Annotated in this window: 12 protein-coding genes and 1 pseudogene; 12 read left to right on the forward strand and 1 reads right to left on the reverse strand. The window is 43.9% G+C overall.

Annotated features, from left to right (window positions below; genetic code table 11):
- Window positions 1-1,856: tandem-95 repeat protein (locus tag AB4583_RS02620; RefSeq protein ID WP_372116309.1), on the reverse strand; the 1,856-nt coding region annotated here is incomplete at its 3' end.
- A gap of 190 nt (window positions 1,857-2,046) precedes the next feature.
- Between AB4583_RS02620 and AB4583_RS02625 the strand changes: the two genes are divergently transcribed.
- The 12 genes and pseudogenes from AB4583_RS02625 to AB4583_RS02680 form a co-directional block, all read left to right on the forward strand.
- Window positions 2,047-2,397 carry a hypothetical protein gene (locus AB4583_RS02625; RefSeq protein WP_372116311.1) on the forward strand — a complete coding sequence of 117 codons (351 nt, stop codon included), beginning with the start codon at window positions 2,047-2,049 and terminating at the stop codon, window positions 2,395-2,397.
- 26 nt (window positions 2,398-2,423) lie between these two features.
- The gene (locus tag AB4583_RS02630; protein ID WP_017060459.1) at window positions 2,424-3,773 is read left to right on the forward strand and encodes an HlyD family type I secretion periplasmic adaptor subunit; all 1,350 of its coding nucleotides are present in this window, start codon (window positions 2,424-2,426) and stop codon (window positions 3,771-3,773) included.
- Window positions 3,774-3,776: 3 nt separating this feature from the next.
- Window positions 3,777-6,008, forward strand: coding sequence for a response regulator (locus AB4583_RS02635; protein ID WP_029235405.1), 2,232 nt, complete (start codon window positions 3,777-3,779; stop codon window positions 6,006-6,008).
- Window positions 5,983-7,407, forward strand: a complete 1,425-nt coding sequence (locus AB4583_RS02640; RefSeq protein ID WP_372116314.1) for a TolC family protein — start codon at window positions 5,983-5,985, stop codon at window positions 7,405-7,407. Before AB4583_RS02635 ends, AB4583_RS02640 begins: the two co-directional genes overlap by 26 nt.
- The gene (locus tag AB4583_RS02645; RefSeq protein WP_372116317.1) at window positions 7,397-8,983 is read left to right on the forward strand and encodes an ABC transporter transmembrane domain-containing protein; all 1,587 of its coding nucleotides are present in this window, start codon (window positions 7,397-7,399) and stop codon (window positions 8,981-8,983) included. Before AB4583_RS02640 ends, AB4583_RS02645 begins: the two co-directional genes overlap by 11 nt.
- On the forward strand, window positions 8,980-11,118 hold the full coding sequence (locus AB4583_RS02650) for an ATP-binding cassette domain-containing protein (RefSeq protein WP_017067905.1): 2,139 nt from the start codon (window positions 8,980-8,982) through the stop codon (window positions 11,116-11,118). Before AB4583_RS02645 ends, AB4583_RS02650 begins: the two co-directional genes overlap by 4 nt.
- Window positions 11,119-11,226: 108 nt before the next feature.
- A complete protein-coding gene (locus AB4583_RS02655; RefSeq protein ID WP_017060464.1) occupies window positions 11,227-11,601 on the forward strand; it encodes a hypothetical protein in 375 nt (124 codons plus the stop codon).
- A 213-nt stretch (window positions 11,602-11,814) separates the two neighbouring features.
- Window positions 11,815-15,018 (forward strand): response regulator, encoded by a 3,204-nt coding sequence (locus AB4583_RS02660; protein WP_372116319.1) that lies wholly within the window; start codon window positions 11,815-11,817, stop codon window positions 15,016-15,018.
- Window positions 15,019-15,027: 9 nt separating this feature from the next.
- Entirely contained in the window at window positions 15,028-15,504 is a 477-nt protein-coding gene (locus tag AB4583_RS02665) for a hypothetical protein (protein ID WP_017069467.1), read from the forward strand.
- Window position 15,505: 1 nt separating this feature from the next.
- Window positions 15,506-16,597 (forward strand): sulfate ABC transporter permease, encoded by a 1,092-nt coding sequence (locus AB4583_RS02670; RefSeq protein ID WP_372116322.1) that lies wholly within the window; start codon window positions 15,506-15,508, stop codon window positions 16,595-16,597.
- 145 nt (window positions 16,598-16,742) lie between these two features.
- The gene (locus tag AB4583_RS02675; RefSeq protein ID WP_371726260.1) at window positions 16,743-16,826 is read left to right on the forward strand and encodes a hypothetical protein; all 84 of its coding nucleotides are present in this window, start codon (window positions 16,743-16,745) and stop codon (window positions 16,824-16,826) included.
- Window positions 16,816-17,028: pseudogene (locus AB4583_RS02680) on the forward strand (gamma-glutamyltransferase); the annotation flags it as partial. The gene AB4583_RS02675 and the pseudogene AB4583_RS02680, both read left to right, overlap by 11 nt.
- Window positions 17,029-17,122 lie beyond the last annotated feature (94 nt).

Genomic DNA, 17,122 nt, shown 5'->3' on the forward strand with positions numbered 1-17,122 from the left:
GAACCGTCTTCATCGATTGAGTACGCTAAGTCACCAGACACTGGCGCATCATCAACCGCTGTAACACTCACATCGATGTTTGCAGAGACCGTATCGGTGCCGTCAGACACATCAAAACCGAAGTTTACGTCGCCATTGAAGTTTTCATTCGGTGCGAAGGTGTATGTGCCATTACCATTGTCGGTAAGAATACCGTCGCCACCATCGTAGGTCACACCTTCAACTGTAAGGTTGTCACCTTCAATGTCCGTTGCGCCTGTTAATAGGTCTGCATCAGTGAAGATTAACGTGCCGTCTTCTTCAACACTGAATTGTTGGTCTTGTGGAACAGGTAAATCATTTACTGGGTTAACCGTCAGGTCTGCTGAAGCTTGAACGGTGTTAGTACCATCTGAGATATCGAAGCTGATATCGATGTCACCATTGAAGTTCTCATCTGGCGTGATGGTGAAGCTGCCGTCATCATTAGCTACAACCGTCGCATCTCCACCAACCGTTAGGCCGCTAGCAGTAAGGTCATCGCCCTCTACGTCAGATGCTTGTGATAGCAATTGCTCTTGGCTTAAACGGATAGAACCGTCTTCATCGATTGAGTACGCTAGGTCACCAGACACAGGCGCATCATCAACCGCAGTCACACTTACATCGATGTTCGCAGAGACCGTATCGGTTCCGTCTGACACATCGAAGCCGAAGTTTACGTCACCATTGAAGTTTTCATTTGGCGCAAAGGTGTACGTACCGTTGCCATTGTCAGTAAGGATACCGTCGCCACCATTGTAGGTCACACCTTCAACAGTTAGGTTGTCACCTTCAATGTCTGTCGCACCAGAAAGGAGGTCAGCGTCGGTGAATACAAGAGTTCCGTCTTCCTCGATTTCAAACGTTTTATCTTCAGGAACAGGCGCGTCATTAATCGGGCGTACCGTTAAATCAATTGCGCTGCTAATCGTTTCTTGGCCGTCACTGATGTCGAAAGTAAGGTCAAGTTCACCATTAAAATCAGCTGAAGGAACAACGGTGAAAGTACCATCACCATTGTCTTGAACTGTTGCATCATCACCAACTTGAACGTTAGAAGCAACAAGCTCGTCCCCATCTACATCACTTGCGTATTCGAGTAATTGTTCTTGAGTGAATGTTATGGAGCCATCTTCATCCATGATGTAAGCCAGATCTTGTTCAGCTTCTGGCGCATCATTTTCACTTTCCACTTTGATTTTAAACGTTTCGCTTACCGTTTCAGAATCAAAGTCATCCTCTACTTCGCTAATGGTCTCTTCGTCAGAAGCTTGAACATCAACTGCAAACGTCTCTTCTACTGTTTGTGAATCTAGCTCATCACCAACTTGTTGGTCACCCGACTCTGAAGATGTCGCACTCGGCGCTGCTGAAGTACGCGCAGCTTGGCCTTGTTCTTCATTACCTTCAGCGTCTACACCTCCTGTCGCAGCCTCTGCGATATCACCACCTACAGCTTGTGCGCCCGCTCCAGCACCGCCACCACTGCCAGCAGCGTTATCCGAGCCAGCTTCAGAAGCGGCTCCACCAACTACATTGGATTGTGCAGCGTCTGAATCTCCATCACTTTCTGGCGTCTCTTCTTGCACAGCCGCACCAGAAGCAGAGGCATCTTCAGCATTACCTGCACCACTCGGATTTTCGTCTAAAGCCTGGTTAACTTCGTCTGCCGCATCCGCATTTTCAGCACCCGTCGCTATTGTCGACGCAATCGTGTTTTGTTGATTTTGTTGATTCTGCTGTTGGGAGGGCGTACCCGCGTCGTTCGTGTCCGTTTGTTCTACCGCGTCATTTAGATCTTCATTTTGGTTGTTTTGGTTATTTTCGCCTGCCATTACAGCCTCCGTTGCTACTAGCTAACTGATCGTATTTATAGAGGCATTAAAGGACATCATTTTGAAAAACCAATTTTTTATACAACATTTTTCATAATTTCTTTTTAAAGAGAAAGAATCAAAAAAAATTTGAAAACTGCCTTTAAAGATCCTTAGTTATTGTGATTAAAGCAATTAAGGCAGTGGAGCGATGATAGACATGACGAATTTGTTGCGCTCGGTCGACAACAACCACAAAGGGCTGCAATTGCTATTAGGCGACTTTTACAATGACTTTTCTGACGCAGCCCTAAATATAGAAGCGCTTCATAACGGTACTCATTTTGATGAACTCAATAGTTACTCAAAACGATTGAAGACCATCTTAACGTTGCTTTGCGACCAAGACCTTCCGCCAAAAATGGCCAAATTGGAACACTTGAGTAGACACGAGTTTCCTGCGCCGGAAGATCTAATAGAGGATGTAAAAACTGAATTGCACAACGTCAATCGACAAATCAACCACTTGTTGGATATTAAGGAAGTAATAGATGGCAAGTAATAGATGGCAAGTAACCGAGGTCAGTCATGAGCAATAACCAAATAGAACATCACCTCAGAAAAGCACTCGTTTCCAATAACGAGGCTTCTAAGGTCACAGCTGATGACACTATTGTGCTTGCTAGTGCCATGACCAGCGTTCACAAAACGTTGCTCATTATATTCTTGCTCGCTTTGGTCGCTATTGCGGTGGCGTCACAAGCACGTATCGATATTGTTGTTTCTGTACGTGGCGAACTGCTATTGGAATCGGATGTTGAGAAAGTTCAGCATTTAGAAGGCGGGATATTAGAAGAATTGTTAGTCAGAAAAGGGGAAGTCGTTTATGAGGGCCAACCTATCGCTCGAATACGCTCACTTGACCGTAACACTCAACTTGATACCGTCAATACTGAAATTATTCAGATAGAGCTCGATAAGATTCGTTATGAAAGCTTACGCGACATGATAGAGCCTAACTTCGACGCTTTCATTGAGAAATACCCTGAGCAAGTTCAGGTCAACATGAATACCTGGAGACAAGAATTCTCTAAAAACCGTTCAAATGAAGAACTCATTACACACGATATTAAGCACAAGAACTCGTTGATCAGTTCAATGTTAAAGCGTCGCAAAAGTTCAGAGAATCAACTCTCTCTGATACGTAAGCAGCTCAACATCAAAAACACCCTCTATAAAGAAGAGATGGCGTCTTATGTCGACGTTCTTAACATGAAAGTACAAGAGTCGAATATGGTGCGTGAGATTGAGAACCTTGACGAATCTGTGATGAATGAGCGTTTCCAACTCGACAAACTGGAAAAGCAACACCGTGACTTGGTTGAGAATCGAAACTCTGAGTACCAAGCACAAATCATTCAAGCGAACAAAGACCTCAAGCTAAAGCGAATCTTACAACCGCAGCATTCCGACAAGGTTGATCGCCTAGTCGTCTACTCGCCAGTCGATGGTGTGGTCGATAAACTTCACTTCAATTTCCGTTCTGCTGTGATTCCGCCAGGAGAAAGTATCGCCGATATTGCCCCAATAAATAATTCGTTACACGGTGAAGCGAAGATCCCACGTAAAGACATGGGATTTGTCGAAATTGGTCAGGCAGTGAAAGTAAAAATGGATACCTATAACTTTGCAAAATACGGGTTTGTTGAGGGAACCATCGCCTCAATCAGCCGTTCATCATACGAAGAAGAAGACGCTGAATTCTATTTAGCTGAGATTGAAATTGACCGAAACTTTCTTGAACGAGGAGGCACTCAATACAAGTTATCACCTTACATGGAGTTTACCGCTGATGTGAAAACAGGCTCGCGTCGCGTGATCGAATACGCTGCGAAACCGGTGATGTCAGCCATCGAGGATGCTTTCGATGAGAGATAATCAATGAGCGGTAAACCTTCGTACAATATTTCCATACCCGCCCTACGTCTAAGCATACTATTTAGCGTGGTATTGGCTGCGCTCGCTTTCTATTTATACTTTTCTTGGTCAAAAATAGATTCAGTCGCACAAGTGCAAAGCGCCCCACTGCTCATACAAGCCCAGAAGCTTAATCAGACCATAGAACAAGATATTCAAACTCTGCAACAGTGTTTAAGTACCAACACTTGCGGCACTAACGAATTCAACCTGGTTAACTTGAAGCTTGAAATTGATGAATTTCGCTCTTTAGCCTCGTTGAACAAAACCGAGTTCAGCTTGGTTGGGGCAACTGAATACACACAACTGGAATTGGCGATTAATCGTTTCTCCGATAGCGCAAAAACACGTAACGACGTATTAGGCTTGTACCTTTCATTGACCAATAACTATCTGCAGATGGACGACAACTATCGCACCATGTTTAACAACCATGCAAATGACTTAATGTCAGAAAAAAACGAGTTCTTTATCTGGTTGTTTATGGTGGTCGTGATATTGGCTGTGATTACGATTCTATCCAACTCAGTTGCTATGTTGAAGCTAAAGAAATCCAGTTCTAACGAACGCGAAATCGACTATGAATTCGATGCCCTGTATCAAGAGCTGAAGCAGCTAGATTTACAACGTCTTGAAGAGCTTCTTAATGAAGTTAGCATCAACCCCAAGCAGCGTCAGATTTACTCTCATCTCAAACTTATTTTCAGTAAATTAGAAGACCAAAAGCGCAATAACGATCTCTACAAACAGTTGTATGCGCTGATCGGTTATGAGATTCGCGGAATTACAAACACCATCAACGGTGGTGTCCAATATCTGGTTCAAGAAACCGATGAAAACGGCGTGTTGATGGCGAACGATATTACCTCTGCGTGTAGCACACTATCTGAGTTAGCAGAAAACTATAATCGCTTGATATCACAGGGTACGGAAAGCAAGTCGAAAGAGTTCTCTTTACTGAGCGTGTTATCTGAATTAATGATTCATATCAGTGCCAAAGTACAACGTAATGAAAGCCAACTTGACTGTTTTATCTCTGACAACTTACCGAATCGTGTTGCAGGCCAATCCACCAGCTTATTCTGGATACTGTTCCTTCAACTTTCTAACGCTATTCAACTCAAATCAAATAAGAAACTGTTTGTAACGATTGAATCGGGTGCGGCTTCAGACATGGAAAATACCCGTGTCACCATCAACCTCAACTTCTTATCAACACTGGATGTTTCTGTTGCCAAGCTCAACAAACTCCATTGGAGCGCACACAAAGACCATACAGCCAGCACAGATGACTTAGCGAAAAGCGTTCTGAAGGATTACGGATATTACGAGAGCCACTGGTTCCAGTCAGGGGCTCAGGAACGTTTTCAGATCGAGCTTGATCTTAAGGCTAAGAACTTCCACACAGAGAAAACTCGCTTTGATGGCAAGCGTTTACTCTTGTGTGCTAATACTCAAGTTCGCATCGATGTGATGAAGAAAATGCTCAGTAACTTGGGGCTTGATATCACCGAGATTCGCACTGCAAATGAGCTTTTCTCAGCGGCGAAAACGTTCGGTGATTACGATGCGATAATGTTGACCGATACCTTTGAACCCAACAAGCTGCCGTCGTTGAGCAAGACGGTGAAATCTCAGCTTAAGAACCACCCAAATACCAAGTTACTGTTGTCAGTGACCAACACTCAGCAAGCACAAGAGTGTCATAGCTTCGTCGACAAAATCATCAACGCTCCTGCTATCCCTTACGAGTTCATTCCAAACCTACTCACCATTATGGAAGCGGAAGCATCGGAAGAACAGATGGAAAACAGCTCATTCCTTATCGTAGAGGATGACCGAGTTCAACAAATTTTACTGAAACGAATCTTGACCAAACAAGAATATGAACCAGACATGGTTGGCGATGGCGCCGATGCCGTGAAGCACTTCATGAATAAGCGTTCTGACATCATCTTCATGGATTGCATCATGCCGGGTATGGGTGGCATCGAAGCCACAAAACGCATTCGCCAATTCGAACAAGAAAACGAGAAAAACCCTTGTACCATCATAGGTGCAACCGCATTGACCAGCAGTAACGAACACCAGGCTTGTATTGAGGCCGGAATGGATTACGTGATCAGCAAACCTTATAAAAGCGACCAAATCATCAAGGTGATCAACAAGTATGTGGCGGTACAGAAACTTAACTAGCAGCATCATAGCTGCACTCACATTCAGCACGACACCTTCAGCATCGGCGACTACCCTGCTTGAGGCGGTAGAACTCGGCCTGCAAAACAGCCTGTCTCTTCGCGCCAGTGATAAAGGTGTTGAAGAAAACGAGTACAACATTGGTATCAGTCGCTCTAAATTTCTGCCTTCACTCAATGGTGCTGCCGATACCACATGGAACGAGAATGAAACCTTGCTCTCGAGCGTGCCGGATGAAACCTCTAGCTATAACTCAAACAGCTACAGCCTTTCGCTATCGCAATCCATATTCAACCTTGGTGACATTTTCAAATATGGGACAGCAAAGCTCGACTTCAATATCGAAGAGATTAAACACGAGAACAAAATCCAAAGCACTATTTCAGAAATCGGCTCTCAATACTTTGAGTATTTGAAAAACAACGCACAAATTAAAGCGACCAAGGTAGAGCTTAAGTCGTCTGAGACGCGTGAACATCAAATGCGACGCAATGTGGAACTCGGCAATACAGCCGCCAGTGAGCTTTACGAAGTGATTGCTCAGAAAGAAGGTGTGTCGAATCGATTGAGAACCTTGCAGAAAGACCGTCGCGTCATTCTCAACGGGCTAACGATTCAGATTCAATACCCTATCACTCCGTCTCAAGATATCTACGAAAGTGTGCCTTTAAAAGAGATAAACGAAACCGAACAACGATCAATCATGGATCAAGCGTTAAAGCTCAACAACGACTTGTTAGTGGCTAAGAAAAACGTCGAGAGAAGCCGCAGAAGCTTAAAAGAGAGCGGTTCGAACTTCTTACCGACCGTATCGCTTTCAGCCAGCTATCGACACGATGACGCCAATAACTTCGACAAAACCGACATTACAGCGACAGGCGAAAGTAACTCAACCAGTGTTGGGTTAAACCTAGCAGTTCCTATCTTGTCTGGTGGCTCTGATTACTACGGCTATCAAAAATCATCGACGGCCATCGAACGTACTGAGCTGCTTTACCAAGATTCGCTTTACACCACACGTAACAGTGTGAATACCTCCGTGCTCAACATTAACGATTTCTCGCAGTCTATAAGCAGTTACGAAAACATCATTCGCGCCAACTACGCGTCTTATAAAGGGATCCAAAGAGCCTACCAATTGGGCACGCGTACTATCACCGACTTGCTGGCGGCGGAAAGTAAACTATTCAGCGCCTTAAGAGACTACGAAAGCGCACGATACGACTACATCATCGAGACCATCAAGCTTGAGCAAATTAAGGGAATACTCTCAATTCAATCTATCGAAAGCGTGATGCAATTAATGAGCGATATTGAGGGACGAGACAATCAAGATTTGGTGCCTAAACATCTTCTCTCAACGGAGTCGTTGAGGAAAGGAGGTCGAAATGCAAACTGAGCAGTTTTCGCAAAAGATCAACATGGCAGATAAGTGTTATCTGACTTTCTCAACGATAATATCGACCCTGTTTGGTTTGGTACTGCCCTTCTCCATTCTGATCATTTTTGACCGAGTGTTACCCAACCAAGCACAAGATACTCTGTTCTTATTGTTCGCGATTATCTTGATTTCTATCTTCCTCGACTATCACTTAAAAAATCAGGAAGAGAAGATTTCCTCTGTCATCATGAGGCAGTTTGAGACCAACTTAACCAATAAGGTATTTCAATCCATCTGTTTGGCGGAAATCTCTAAGTTCCGACGTTTGGAGCCAGGCGAATACCTAGAACGAATCTCAACCATTCCTGAATTGAAAACCTTCTTTGGTGGCGAATCGGTTCGAGCGCTTATCAACCTTGCCGTCAGCGTGATCACTATCCTCATCATAGGACTCATCAACATATGGGCTGGCATTACCCTTCTGATTGCCTCTGTCATCTTGGCTATTTTTGCGTGGAGCCTTTCCAAACAAAAGATTGGTAGTTTGCAGAATAAGTCAGACATCGAAGGGTTAACTACCTCCAAAATCATTGAGATCATCTCTAGCCCGCTTGATATCAAAGCTCGAAATATGGAATACCGCGTTGAAAGCCTGATGACACAAATGGTCGAAGAGCGCGAAGTTGAGAACATCAAATATGAGCAGATTGAATCTAACTTCAGCCTAATATTGGCGCTCATCCAACAGCTTTCTATAGCTTGTGTTGTTGTGGTACTGGCAACGGCCGTTATCAATATGGAATCTAGCCAAGGCATCATGGCCGCGATCATCATGCTAACCAACCGTTATTTTGCGCCTTACCAACAAGTGATGCGCACCGCGAGCCGTTGGGAGTTAAACAAACTCCATATTCAGCGTATCGTTGACCTCCTTGAATTGGCCGCCTCTGTTGAACACCAACATGAAACAACAGAAGTAGAACGTATCTCGGTTAAGTATTCTGAAAAGCAGCGTATCGAGTTCGAACTCGGACAAGCCTATTTGCTGACAGGGAAAAGTGGTTCAGGTAAGACCCACCTCGCTAACTGTATTACGCGTCAGAACAGTGATAGCAAACTAGATATCATGATTAACGACACGCCTTTGGATGACGTCAATTACAACGTTTGGCGTAACAGTGTTCTGATGGTTGATAAGACCAGTTCGTTCGTAGAAGGGACGATTATCGATAACCTCACCTGTTTCCGCCCAAGCTTGAATAACACGGCGTTTGCACTGTGTGAAACCATGAACATCAAAGCTCAAATTGATGGGCTTCCTGCCGGTTTTTATACAGAACTCAAAGGCCATATGCGTAACCCATTCTCACGCCAAGTTGGCTACGCCCTATTATTAGTTCGCGCCCTGCTCGCCAGTAAGCGCGTATTGATATTTGATGACATCGACTGTGTGTTTGATGAGGAATTTGCACGAATGGTTCTCACCAGTACGGCTTATCGAGCCAACGACAAAATCTTGATCATCGCCAGTAATAAAATGGACAAGCTTAACCATCGCCTCAAACGCGTAAAACTTACCGGAAGTGACCAATGAGTATCTTAGTCGACTTCAATAATGTACCGCAACGTGTCTTGGATTTTGAATCCAGCGGATACGACGAACGTTACAGTCAATCGCCACTTATCCGCGGTTTGGCCTACACCTTGATAGCACTCGAATGGGAAGGCACACCCGCGATACTCAGCGATGCTTTTATTCCGAAACACAAAGACAGCGACAGCTTTACAGCAACCATAGAGCGTCTTGGGTATCGCTGTGATGTGACCAAATTAAAGACACTCGAGAATATAGATAAACACCCTCAGCCATGCTTTATTGAAATAGAGAATCTAAGTGCGATTTTCTTAGGCACCAAAGATGGAAAGTTGCTGCTGTTTGATTACACGAACAACAACACCATTGAATACCCAATGTGCAAAAAGCCCTGTTTGCTGATTGCGATTAGCGAATATTCTCGTCTGTTCCGCGAGCCACCTCCGGAATCGCAAGACAGAAGCAATTGGATTAAATACGCTTTCTATCGTTATAACAATGAACTTAAAAGCCTGATCATTCTGAGCTTCGTCATCAGTATTCTCGGTGCATTGCAGCCATTCTTTATTATGAGTGTATATAACTTCGCACTGACTTCGAGCTCCGAAGCCACACTCTATTGGTTAACCTTATTCGCCATTATTGTTGGCTTCTCGGAGTATTTCTTTAAAAAGATGCGGGTAAATATCATTGCCACGTCCGGTAAAGATCTCGCCGTGCACATCTCGCAAGCCGTTATATCTAAGCTGCTGTGGCTACCTTATGCGATGACATCTACAGCTGGGGTCTCTTCTCAGTTAGCGCGTTTGAAAGATATCGATACCTTCCGACGCTTGGTGACCGCAGAATCAACGCTTAGCTATTTTGATATGCCGTTTGTGATTGTATTTATCATCGCCATTGCTCTGATGTCTGGTACAGCGGCATTGGTGGTGATGGGCGGCTTAATACTGATGTTAGTGTTCTGTATTTACTCGCGCTATATCTACTCGCAAGCCACATCCAAAAGTTCGCGTGCCAATGCGATGGTCTCGTATCAATGGAACGAAATCCTTCGTGGTATCAAAACAATCCAAGGCCTGCCTTTACTTCGTGTCGTTCAATCTCGATTCAGTGCATCGCATATGCAAAGCACCAGCGATGCAGAGAACGTTGCCGTGACTAACAGTAAGATTCAGGCCGCTGGTGGCAGTTTGATTCAAGTGATTGGTACAGCAAGTATCGTGACCGCGGTAATCGGCGTGATGGAAGGTACTTCTGATGCGGGTGCCATGCTCGCAACCGTTATTTTGGTTTGGAAAGCGTTAGGCCCAATCATGGGTATCTATAACTCAATTTCCAAGTTCCAATCGATCAAGGCTTCATCAGCACAGATAAACAACCTGATGTCGATGAATGACGACAAATTGACCTTAGAAAAAAGCCCGCCTATTCGCCTGTTCCAAGGCAGCATCGTGGGCAGCGGTGTCAGTCACCGATACGCGGGAGCAGCAACCGGCTTAACTAACTTGGGGTTCAAAATCCCACCCAGTGCAAAAGTGGTCATTTGTGGCCCAACGGGCTGCGGCAAAACCACCTTAATTTCAATCATTGCTGGGTTAGAAGACCGCTATCAAGGCGCAGTCTCTGTCGATGGTTACAACATTAAACAGTTCAATAGCTACCGTTATCGCACCTCGATTAACTACATCCCTTTTAATTTGCATATTTTTGAAGGCTCACTTGAGACCAACTTCATTTTACACAACGGACTGATTCCAACAGACAAGATGCAAGAGATGGTGAGCTTCTTCGAGTTAGATGAATGGCTTCCGGAAGGCTTAGCTACTCAGTTAAGCGTGGATAAATGCAAAAGCCTCCCGAATGGAATTCAACAAAAATTGCGTCTGGCACTCGGCTTAGGTAACTGTGAGCAATCTCTGATTATTATTGATGAGCCATTCAATGGTGCAGAAAATGAAAATGCGCAGTACTTTAACCGTTTGTTCAGCGATAAGTTGCTGAATAAAACAGTCATTTTTTCGACCAACGACCCTGGTTTGATCGCAACATCAAACATGAGTTTAGTGTTAGAGCCGGATGGAAATTTGAAATATTTTGGCTTAACAGACAAATACTTAAACAGCTTAAGCTAAAACCTCAACGCTTAATCACAATTCGCTATTTAGGGAAATGGATATAATTGACAAATTCATAAGCGAGAGGGATGATTCGCCCCAATACCACAGGTAACAAGGAAGAATATGTACACATTCGTTGCAGACAAGCTTGATGTAGCTTACTTATCCGCAATTCCTGAAAACCACCAACTTCAGGAGTGCGATGTACCTGAAGAAGAGATGGAGCTTCGAGAGATCGTTGAGGTTTGGTATGAGTCTGCCTTCCTACCCGCTTTCAATCTTCAGAAAATAGACATTGAGAACAAAGCAGAGCTCACCATCGTACAAATGCACGTATTCAGCAATGATACGAGCACACTCGCCTTCCTACTAAAAAACAGAGTGTATCGCGCCGCACTTAACAGAATGCTCGGTATTTGGACATTAGAACCCTCTGCAAAAACCGTATTAGAGCAACTTCTTTTCGAATTAAGCCTCGATAACAATCGTCCTCATTAGTAAGCTTTTTAAGTGATTCATCAATAAGCATAAAATTAAACAAACTGCCAAACGCTATAAATTACTAATAAAAGAACGCATTTCAAAATAAGCTCTGGAATCACAAGAACTTATACCTCTCCCACACTTACGTAAAATTTACCGTTTCAAAGTTTCCATATCGGCATTTTTATTCTACTGTTTTTATATAACGACAGTTGGATGGATCCTTATATGGCGATTACGGTTTGGAATAACCTTTCAGTCAAACATAAACTCTTTGGCTTAGTTCTACTTCCCATTTCATTATTACTCTTCCTAGCAGGTAGACAGGCTTATATATTAACGACTCAGTTAACCGATTTTGAACGAACCAATCAGTTATCTGCCTATCTTCAAGATATTTCTATTTTGTATAGAAGTACCTTAGCCTCTAGCCCTGAAGAGTTTGCTACTCAAAGCAACCAAGTAAAGGCAGAACTTAAAAACCTGTCTCCCATCATTTTTTTAGACGCATCTGGTGAAATGAATCAACTTGTTGCCGATTTCAGCGAAGCGACCTTATCGACGATGCAAGTGACTGACACTTACGATAAATTGGATGCCCTCGAATGGCAGAGCGATTTATACAAGCAACTGTTACTTGAAGTAGAGAAAGTCCCTTTTGAAAACACTAAACGTGAAATTCAACAGCACCTCACTGCCCTTCAACAACTTGAGTGGTTGATGTTTTGGTCGAGCGAAGAGTTCAAGCTTGGTAGTTCACTGATTGAGATCTTCCAAATCAGCCAAGAGTACGACCCAGAACTCGCCGAACAGATCAAAACCTTGAGTGAAAGACAGCAATTGTTCTTAGAGCGCTTTGTTTCATTGAACGCCAACGAACATCAAGTTTCTTTGATGGTTGAAGTGTTTCGAAATGATGTGTTTGCTCAAAGCCAAGAGATAAGAAGCGCGCTACTCGACCTAAATACAATCAGCCAACTGACGCCACAAGAAGTGTCTGTCGGCTTAGAAGCGATGAGCGCACGGCTCAACTTATTACAAAGCCTTGGCGGCGTAATCAAGCAAGAGTTTCAACAAGAAGTTGAGCAAGCCATCTATGACGCGCAAATACAACGAACCCTGTTTATTTCAATCGTCGCTTTGCTGGCAGCGATTGTTATGGGTTTAACTCTTAGCTTGGCGAGACAAGTCACTAACAACCTTAATTTGGTGTTAGCTTTCTTAAAAAGCGAAAATGATGACACGCGCCCTTCTTTAGATAAATTAATCCAAGGTAAAGATGAACTCAGTCTGTTTGCTCAGCAAGTTGAACGATTGACCATCGAACGAGAGCTCGCGAAAGAGAGATTGACGGTAGCAAAAGAAGACGCAGAGAGAGCCAAAGAGGATGCCGAACACGCGAAAGACAACGCAATACAAGCCAGCAAAGCAAAAAGTAGCTTCTTGGCCAACATGTCTCATGAAATTCGCACCCCGCTCAATGGTGTTATTGGTATTTCGGAAATCCTCGCAGATACGCCGCTTACACCGACACAACGTGACTATGTTGATACGATCGAAACTTCATCCCAACTGCTCCTTAGCTTAATCAACGATATCTTAGACTTCTCTAAAATTGAGTCTGGCATGCTATTAATCAGCCCGCATTCTGCATCGATTAGAGAATCGATATACGACATCGCCTCTATTGTGGCACCAAAAGCGAAAGAACAAAGAATATCGATTAACGTTGATATCAGCCCAGACACACCAGCTCGCGTGATGATAGACGATCACCGTTTAAGACAGATCTTGATGAACTTTATGTCGAATGCGGTGAAGTTTACGGCTGAAGGTGGCGTCACATTATCAATTCAAACGCTCAACAAAGCAGATAACAATGCCACCATTCGATTTGCTGTACGAGACACGGGTATTGGTATCGATTCACTGCAACAAAAACAGATATTTGAACCGTTCGCTCAAGAAGACGATTCAACCACACGCCAATTTGGTGGTACTGGTCTTGGTCTAGCCATCAGTACACAGTTGGTAGAGCTGATGGGTGGTCAAATTCAACTCGACTCCGTCAAAGGTGAAGGAAGCTGTTTCTACTTCGACTTGGTATTGCCTGTTGACTTGATACTGCCAAAACCAAGTACAGCAACGGCTGATATTTATGTGCTGGGTAACGAAAACATGCTCTCCGAGCGAATCGAGTCCGACCTTAACCTTTATGGTTTGAAGGTTACCGATAAAACGAATGATATAACGGCAATTACAGAGCAGCTCTCCACTCAAAAACACACTAAACCTATTACTGTTGTTTTCGCCGAAGATGACGCATTCCTAGCTAATACCCACGCAGATAACTTAGAAAAGCTGCACCAAAACGGCATCACTATCTGTTTGATACGTTCCTTCTTAAGTGAGCCAGCGGATCTTGGTGACAGCGTTACTGCACAAGTCGCACAGCCCCTACTCGGCTTGCGTTTAATTAAAGCTATTGAGCTTTGTGATACTCGAGGTTTGGCGGAACTATCAGAAGCAAGCCAGACATCAGTCGAGATCCAACACAAAATCCTCATCGTTGAAGACAACAAGATCAACCAAAAAATTGCTGGTCTTCATGTCGGTAAAAGTGGTTTTGAATTCGAGTTCGCTAATAATGGTCAAGAAGCTGTGGACATGTTCACCGCTAATCCTCATTACGCGGCGATACTCATGGACTGCATGATGCCGGTTATGGATGGCTTTGATGCAACAAGCAACATCCGAAGAATTGAAAAAGAAACGGAAGCGACGCGACGCATCCCTATCATTGCATTGACCGCCAGTGTCATCGATGACGATATTCAGAGGTGTTTCGACGTTGGTATGGATGACTATGTACCAAAACCATTCAAGTTCGAAATGCTTAAAGAGAAAGTACTCACCGCGGTAGAAGCTATGCCACTACCAGCTTCCTATAAAGCTCAACCTAAGAAACAACCTGCAACTGTCACTCCAATTATCAACGGGGCTGCGACCAAACGTACTTTGCCTGAAGAAGCGGAACAAAACGCAATTCCGAGCAAATCAGAGAGAATCTTGCTAGTCGAAGACAACCGCGTCAATCAAAAAGTAGCTTCTATCATGCTGAAGAAGGCCGGATATGCCTTTGAAATTGCAGACAACGGACAAATTGCCGTTGATATGTACCAGAACGACAGTAGCTTCGACATTATTTTGATGGATTGCATGATGCCTGTTATGGACGGTTTCACGGCAACTAAGGAGATTCGAGAACACGAGAAAAACCAAGGCTTAAGCAAAACTCCTATTATCGCGTTAACCGCTAGTGTTATCGATGATGATATTCAAAAGTGCTTTGATTCCGGAATGGATGGGTACGTAGCGAAGCCCGTAAGAAAAGAAAAACTGTTCCACCAAATAGAAAGTGCGACTTGTTAGGAGAAACCAATGGATTGGATCAAAACAATTAAAACACTCTCGTGCAGAGCGCTGCTACCCGCAGTGATAGGGTTGTTAGGAAGCTTACTTCTTCTCAGCCCCGCTCATGCCGCTGAAGATTATGCCATATTTTCTTTAGACTCCGGATTTGAAGAGATATCAATAAACAAAGCGCGAAAGCTCTATAGAGGGAAAACTAAGCACCTCAATGGCAAACGTGTTGAACTGTCTGATTGGCCTGAGAACAGTGCCGAAAGAGAGGACTTTTATCAGCTTTTGCTTGGAAAAAATGCCGCTCAAATGAATGCACACTGGGCTGGTTTATCTTTTTCAGGAAAAGCGCGTTATCCAAGAGAAATCAAAACGGCGTCAACCGACAGCTTAGTCGACTGGCTTGATGACAAACCAAACCGTATTGGTTACTCCCCACTCTCTTCGGTTCCTCAAAATGCCAACGTTCTCTACGTTATAAGTTCGGAGAAATAATATGAAAAGAATAATTACGTCAGTGTTATGTGCCTCAATGGCCTCTCCGGCTTTTGCGAATATCGAACTTACCGATAATTTATCCTTGAGTGGCTTTGGCTCAACGTCTTGGGCAACATCGGATAACGATAATCCATTAATCATCAACCGCGGTTTTACTGATGAGAGCTGTTACGACTGTGATACCACATTTGGTGTTCAACTCGATTACTTCTACAACTCATTCAAAGCTTCCGTGCAAGTTGTCAAGCCACCCCAATATGATTGGAGTGAGCCGCAGCTAGAGTGGGCTTACTTAGGTTATGAATTTAATGACTTTGATGTCAGCATTGGTCGATTACGACTGCCACTGTTCCTTGCCTCTGAGTACTACTATGTAGGCCAAGCCTATATGACCGCGAGGCCACCTACAGAGGTGTATAACAGCGTTCTCGGAATCACAGCTTTCAATGGCATAAAAGTGAGCTGGACTCACGATGTCAGTGACGAAGCTACTCTTTTACTTACTCCGTTTATCGGCATAAAAGATAAAAATGACGTAGATTTCAACTCGACTACAAAACTGGAATTTGAAACCAACCGAATGTTCGGTGCCAATCTTCAATTGAGCGGTGAAAACTATCGTTGGAACTTGTCATTCCTCGACTCCAATTTTGATCAAACCGTTTCTGGCACGATTACAATCCCTGGGACTTCGATAACAGCTCCATTCAGTAGCAAACAAGACAACCAACACATTCAACTTTGGTCGTTAGGTGTTGAGTATGAATTAGGTCAAGCGGTGCTTGCAAGTGAAGGACAGATCAGTGACATCTCGTCCTCGATGTACGCTAGTTTGGGCTACAGACTAGATTTATTCACTCCATACGTCGTTTACGGAGCAGAGTTTGATTCTCACGAACACCTAACAGGAAACAGCTACCTAATTGGTGTGGATTACGATGTGTTACCTAACGTCTCCATCAATGGCGAAGTGCAATATTTTGAGGCTCGTAAAGCAAACGGTGCCTTTGTTGAGAATTTCAACGCACTTACTGGTTTTGATGACAAAGATGCCGTCCTTTATACCATCATGTTGAGTTTCGTCTTCTAACCCAAATCCTTTTCCAATTACGCCAGACGAGACTGGCGAAGAGTTTATGGTAAGTGCAACGAATCCATATGTAAGCAGCACTGGGTATTCGGTACTCAAGCAAGGAGGTAATGCAGTCGATGCAATGGTGGCGATGCAGATGACAATGTCGGTGGTTGAACCGGATATGACTGGGATTGGCGGCGGTACTTTTGCGCTGTTTTACCAAAAAGACAAAGACCAAGATTGATCGTACCAAACCTTATGACCCAACGGGTTTGCTCGTCGAAAAGAAAACCTACGCCGAAATGTTAGTACCAGAGTTCATGCAGCTCGGTTATCCGGTGCATGTCATTCCAGTCGTCAGTGGCTTGAATGCCATTGAAGTCAAAGATGGCAAGATCTATGGCGCGACCGACAGACGCCGTGCATCAAGCTCTATGGGTGAATAATAAAACGAAATGGGCAAGTAACAGGCTTGCCCTTATTTTGTCTTTAGTTGCTTGAACCTCGTCTAAGCAGTTCACATAGACAGAACCTTAAGCA

The sequence above is a fragment of the Vibrio sp. 10N.222.49.C12 genome, assembly GCF_041475025.1.
In the GTDB taxonomy this organism is placed as follows: domain Bacteria; phylum Pseudomonadota; class Gammaproteobacteria; order Enterobacterales; family Vibrionaceae; genus Vibrio; species Vibrio crassostreae_C.

Coding starts and splice junctions, on each gene's coding strand:
- AB4583_RS02625 (WP_372116311.1), top strand. CDS start 2,047: ATGATAGACATGACGAATTTGTTGCGCTCGGTCGACAACAACCACAAA.
- AB4583_RS02630 (WP_017060459.1), top strand. CDS start 2,424: ATGAGCAATAACCAAATAGAACATCACCTCAGAAAAGCACTCGTTTCC.
- AB4583_RS02635 (WP_029235405.1), top strand. CDS start 3,777: ATGAGCGGTAAACCTTCGTACAATATTTCCATACCCGCCCTACGTCTA.
- AB4583_RS02640 (WP_372116314.1), top strand. CDS start 5,983: ATGTGGCGGTACAGAAACTTAACTAGCAGCATCATAGCTGCACTCACA.
- AB4583_RS02645 (WP_372116317.1), top strand. CDS start 7,397: ATGCAAACTGAGCAGTTTTCGCAAAAGATCAACATGGCAGATAAGTGT.
- AB4583_RS02650 (WP_017067905.1), top strand. CDS start 8,980: ATGAGTATCTTAGTCGACTTCAATAATGTACCGCAACGTGTCTTGGAT.
- AB4583_RS02655 (WP_017060464.1), top strand. CDS start 11,227: ATGTACACATTCGTTGCAGACAAGCTTGATGTAGCTTACTTATCCGCA.
- AB4583_RS02660 (WP_372116319.1), top strand. CDS start 11,815: ATGGCGATTACGGTTTGGAATAACCTTTCAGTCAAACATAAACTCTTT.
- AB4583_RS02665 (WP_017069467.1), top strand. CDS start 15,028: ATGGATTGGATCAAAACAATTAAAACACTCTCGTGCAGAGCGCTGCTA.
- AB4583_RS02670 (WP_372116322.1), top strand. CDS start 15,506: ATGAAAAGAATAATTACGTCAGTGTTATGTGCCTCAATGGCCTCTCCG.
- AB4583_RS02675 (WP_371726260.1), top strand. CDS start 16,743: ATGTCGGTGGTTGAACCGGATATGACTGGGATTGGCGGCGGTACTTTT.